The sequence below is a fragment of the Nocardioides sp. genome, assembly GCF_025964975.1.
In the GTDB taxonomy this organism is placed as follows: domain Bacteria; phylum Actinomycetota; class Actinomycetes; order Propionibacteriales; family Nocardioidaceae; genus Nocardioides.
Genome location: NZ_JAOPXV010000197.1, coordinates 1 through 4,846 on the forward strand (window position 1 = coordinate 1; position 4,846 = coordinate 4,846).

Genomic DNA, 4,846 nt, shown 5'->3' on the forward strand with positions numbered 1-4,846 from the left:
GTCGCGAGCGCCCCGGTGATCAGGCTGACGATCAGGGCGTATCTCTCGGCTTCCTCGTAGGGCTCGAGGCGCTCGGAAACCACGACCACTGCTCGGCTTCCCCCCTCGGTGGTGAAGGGGGTTGCGATGATGCGGACTGTGCTGCCGACGTTGCGGAACTGCGTTGAGGTCGAGGCGGCGAGTTGATCGTAGGTTTCTTGCAGGTGCGGGGCGGCGACGCCCACGACGGCGTGGCCCGTCGAGTCGTAGACGACGATGCCTGGGTCGAGGTCGGCCGAGGGCACCACTAGCTCTTGCGTTGTGGAGGCGCTGATGGCCGAGCTCGCGACCGCGTCGGCGCGATCCTCAAGGACGCGGTCGACGTTGCCCTTCGTCAGGTCGGCCAAGATCAGCTGGAGCACGACCGTCAGCACGAGCATCGCCAATGCCGTAGCACCGGCGGTGAGAAGGATGATCTGGCGACGGAAGGAACCTGGGGCGATACGCAAGGGCAACCTCACAGCAGCCGGAATCCGACGCCACGCACCGTCTGGATCGTGACCGGCGATCCGATCGAGTCGAGCTTGGTGCGGATGCGGCGGATGAAGGAGTCGATGGTGTTCTCGTTCACCACGGCGCCATCGGGCCACGCTGCGGCCACCACGGTCCGGCGCCGCACGACCTCTCCAGGCCGTGACGTGATGGCGGCAAGCATGCGGAACTCTGTGGGTGTCAGCAGCACCTGTCCCGATTCAGACCGGATGCCGTGCGTGGCCGGATTTAGCACGAGGCCCGAGGGGTCGTGCGAGGTCGGCCGGCCGCGCCGCCCCAGAGCCTCCACACGAGCGATCAACTCCTTGACGTCGAAGGGCTTGGCCAGGTAGTCGTCGCCGCCGGCACCGAAGCCCGACAACTTGTCGTGGACTGATCCCAGTGCCGTGAGAAAGACCACCGGTGCGACCTGCCCCGCCGAACGCAACGCCTGGGTGACGTCGCGTCCATCCGAGTCCGGGAGCCCGATGTCCATCACCAGGACATCGACAGCGCTGTCGGCTCCGAAGAGTCGCAGTGCCTCCCCGCCGTTGTGCGCGCTCAGCACCTCGTGTCCGGCAAAGCCCATCGCTTGGCTGACCAGGCGTCGGATGGTGGGGTCGTCCTCGCAGATCCCGATCAACATGGGCTCATCCTCTCGCGGCCAAACCCGGTGTGGTCCTGGATCGCTCCACCAGTCTCGGTGCGGGCGCACGAATTGGCCATGACCCGAGCGTCGTCGCCCCAACCTGCAGGACACCTGACCACTCTCGTCAGACGAGAATCACCGGCATTCAGGTTGTTGGCATGGTCGGGCACGCAGGATCGACGAGCACACGACCACGCACCGGACGAACAGGAGAACACCATGCCCGGTCCCGCCACCATGCTCGGCCGAAGTATCCATATCGAGTCCGATCGACTGTGCGCATCCCAATATCGCCACACCGAGGTGGACTACCGATGCTATGCACCGAGACCCGTCGCTCAACCTGCGGCGCTTCCGAGGTGGCCACTTCGATGCCAAGTAGAGTGAACCCGCCAGAACGGAGGAACATGTCGAGCACATCAAGCCACCGAACCAGATTGATCGGGGCCGCAGCGATATGTCTGTTGACGGCGGCTTTCCTCGCGTTCTTGGTCCACGACGGTGGGAGTTCGCTCCAAGCTATCGATCATGACGTCGGCGCACCAATGGAAGCCTGGTCGTTTCGCCACGCGGCCGCCGTGAAGGTACTGCTCGCGATCGAACTCATCTTTGGCACGATCAGCACCATCGTCTACGTGGTCGTCTTGGTGCTCGGGCTAGCGGTCGCTGGTCATCGCAGGGCGATCGTCTGGACCGTCGCGGTGATGGTCGGAACCTCAGCGACAACGACTGTCATGAAGCTAGCCTTTCGTCGCGAACGACCGCAGTGGGACGACTCCGTGCACACTCTGACCAGTTTTTCGTTCCCCTCAGGCCACGCATCAGGTATCGCCTCCGGCATGGGTGTGGTGGTGGTCCTGAGCTGGCTGTACATCCAGCGGAAGGCAATTCGGTGGAGTGTTTTGACTGCTGCAGTCACGCTGGTTGCGGTGGTGGGTGCAGACCGCATCCTGCTTGGGGTGCACAACCTCTCCGACGTACTCGCCGGGTACATGGTCGCCGGATTCTGGATCTTCGCCATGCTTGCGGCCTACCCACCAGAGACGTCCGGCCATGTCGCGTCTGCTGCCTGCTCGAACCATCCAGTCGCCGACGACCACTAGCTCGATCAGGGGGCGCGTCCCGGGAGCCGATCCCGCTGCGGGACGACCGGACATGCCGAATGAGAGGTCGTGTCGGTGATGATGTGGACATGGAACCCGTAGTCATCGGAAACGCAGGCAGAACGCTGTCCTTTTCGGACCCGCAGTTTGCTGGAGCCCTCCCGGCTGACTACCTGTCAGTCACCCTGACTGGGCCCGACCTCAGCGCCAGCCGTCAGGTCTAAGCAGGATGGGAGGGCGGCTTCACCCACTTGGCCGCCTCCTTCACTGGTCTCGCTGACCGATGGCGCGGCTGGCAAGGTGAGCGCGTCTTTGAATCCATCGAGGGCGATCTGCGAATCCAGGCGACTCACGACGGGCATGTGAACTGTGCGTCATGCTCTGGGAGTCCACGCCTTCGGACGGATGGAAAGTGCAGGCTGAGGTTCGGCTCGATGCCGGTGAGGACCTCAGCAGCACAGCGACCGGTGTGGCTCTTCTCGTTCAGGGACGGACTCGCTGAAAAGTCCGCTCATGCCGCCATCCGGGCGCGCTCGCCGTTGACCGATCGGCTCGCAGAGCGTGCCAGTGCGGGATCCGTGGCCGGCGACTGCAAGGCGTACGGGTCGCGGCAGATCCGAACGTTCACCATGCTCGACTTCGGGTTCACCCCGCGTGTAGCCGAAGCGCTGTGGCACGCGATCCTCGACGGGGTCCACGTCGACATCGACGGCACCTTGCACGGAAGTAGCTGACCTCCGACCAGGTGATGCCTTGGCTCGTCGACCCGGGGCCACGGACGGCTCGACCAGGCGCGGCACGAACGCGTGTTCCCCGCGCGCACCTTGTGCACAAGCACCACTTCCGCGAAAACGACATCTCCCATTCCGGTCGCAAGGACAATGCGAGTCATGACGATCCTCCGACGCGTCACGGCTGCGGCCGTGCTCGCCCTCGTCGCCCTGGTCGCCACGACCGGCTGCACCACCACCGACCCCGAGTCCAAAGAGAGCACGTCCACGCCGACCGGCTCCGCGAGCCCGGCCGTGGAGCAGGTGCTGACGAAGCCGGACATGAACGACACGCTCCTTTTCGTGGCCCGTTCCCCCGAAGCGTCATTCGACCTGGACGTGAACGACGACGGCACGCTCACCCTCTCCTCGGCCCCGACGATGACGTGGTTCTCCGACCGTCCCGACCACGACGCCGGCACGGCGACCACCACCGACGCGCTGAAGTCGTTCGGCTGGAAGGACAACGGTGACGACCTCGGTGACGAGCCGCCGAACGCGGTGCTGACCGGCAGCGAGCTCGCTGACGCCGTCGTCGTCGAACTGCTCACCGCCGACCTGGACGGCGACGAGCTCAGCTTGACTGTGAAGGCCGTCAACGACGTTCCCGCAGCGGAGCGCAACGTCGAGGTCAGCCACGCCGACCTGTTCATCGACGACGTCGGCGCCGGCGCCGACTTCCCTGGCGACGTCCCGGCCGTGGGAACTCTCATCTCGTCGGCGCACAACGGCATCGGCGTCGCCATGAGGGGTGCCTTCGACTTCCAGATCGACTTCCTGATGATGCCGGACAACACGCGGGCCGCGAACGTGAGGGTGCGAGCTGTCTACAAGGATGTCACCGGCAGCAGGATCACCGGCTTCTCGGGCTGGTACCCGATCACCTTGACGGCGGACAAGCTCCGGGCTCCCGAGACCCCTTACCCGTTCAGTGTTCTCGGCACGACCCTGGGCCGGTTCTTCCTCGACCCCGTGACCGGAGCGGTAACTGTCTATGCGTCCGCCGAGCACGGCCGAGAATCACTAACTCTCCGGCCCTGATCCGACCATGGCACCACTCGAGTGCACCAGTGGGACCGCCCCGGACACGTGGAGTGCATGAGCACCCAGACGACACCCCTCACCTACACCGTCGAAGCCCAGCACGCCGCGGAGCTCCGCATCAAGCGCGACCTCACGGACACTGAGATCCGCAGCGACTTCCTCCAGTCGATCACTGATGACCGGCTGGCCGTTGAGCGTGCCAGGGCCACGAACACCCGACGCAACTGGGAGCGCGACGCGATCGAGTCGGCCGTCGGCGGCGTCAGCCGGTCCTTCCTCGCTGAAGGCGGAGAACTTCGCTACCACGACGACGTGCACGAGTTCGACATCGACGGCGGACCCGTCCGCGGCCTCGAAGGCGTCACGATCACGGCCCCGCCGCGGACGGAGACTCCAGGACCGCACACCGGCAGATCCACGCACAATGAGCGGCTACTCGGGACGTCCGGAGTTTCGACGCGGGTGCGGGAGGCTCGGATAGTGTCGATCGCGCCGGACGCGTCGCTCCGTCGAAGAGCAGTGCGGCGAGGCGGCGCGAACGAGCCGTCCCTCTCGGTCAATGGACGTGCGAGCGGCGGCAACGGCGTGGTCGGCCATGGGCGGCAGTCCGTCCTCAGTACCCGTCGCACTGAGGTCGCCAGAAACCTCTCTCCGGCCCCCACCCTCGACTACCTCACATCGGCTGCTTGTTCCCCTATGTCCGGATGCCCCCGCAACCCGCACCGTTTGCGGGACCGATGCGGGTCAGCCGTGCGAAGGTGGTCGTGCTG

General features: G+C 65.5%; 6 protein-coding genes and 1 pseudogene. 5 read left to right on the forward strand and 2 right to left on the reverse strand.

Annotated features, from left to right (window positions below):
* Together JWN68_RS15300 and JWN68_RS15305 are read right to left on the reverse strand one after the other, a co-directional pair.
* Positions 1–494 (reverse strand): hypothetical protein (locus tag JWN68_RS15300; RefSeq protein WP_297740429.1); only part of this gene is annotated, 494 nt, incomplete at its 3' end.
* A 2-nt stretch (positions 495–496) separates the two neighbouring features.
* A complete protein-coding gene (locus JWN68_RS15305; protein WP_297740431.1) occupies positions 497–1,156 on the reverse strand; it encodes a response regulator transcription factor in 660 nt (219 codons plus the stop codon).
* Between the two features lie 581 nt (positions 1,157–1,737).
* Here JWN68_RS15305 and JWN68_RS15310 point away from each other — a divergent pair.
* The 5 genes and pseudogenes from JWN68_RS15310 to JWN68_RS15325 all read left to right on the forward strand — a co-directional run.
* Positions 1,738–2,262 carry a phosphatase PAP2 family protein gene (locus JWN68_RS15310; protein ID WP_297740433.1) on the forward strand — a complete coding sequence of 175 codons (525 nt, stop codon included), beginning with the start codon at positions 1,738–1,740 and terminating at the stop codon, positions 2,260–2,262.
* A 251-nt stretch (positions 2,263–2,513) separates the two neighbouring features.
* Positions 2,514–2,618 (forward strand): annotated as a pseudogene (locus JWN68_RS19415) (DUF6228 family protein); the annotation flags it as partial.
* Positions 2,619–2,696: 78 nt separating this feature from the next.
* Positions 2,697–2,996, forward strand: a complete 300-nt coding sequence (locus JWN68_RS15315; RefSeq protein ID WP_297740435.1) for a hypothetical protein — start codon at positions 2,697–2,699, stop codon at positions 2,994–2,996.
* A 156-nt stretch (positions 2,997–3,152) separates the two neighbouring features.
* Complete coding sequence (locus JWN68_RS15320) at positions 3,153–4,073, forward strand: hypothetical protein (RefSeq protein WP_297740437.1); 921 nt, start codon at positions 3,153–3,155, stop codon at positions 4,071–4,073.
* A gap of 57 nt (positions 4,074–4,130) precedes the next feature.
* Positions 4,131–4,846, forward strand: a 716-nt coding sequence (locus JWN68_RS15325; protein ID WP_297740439.1) for a hypothetical protein, incomplete at its 3' end; no start/stop codon positions are given.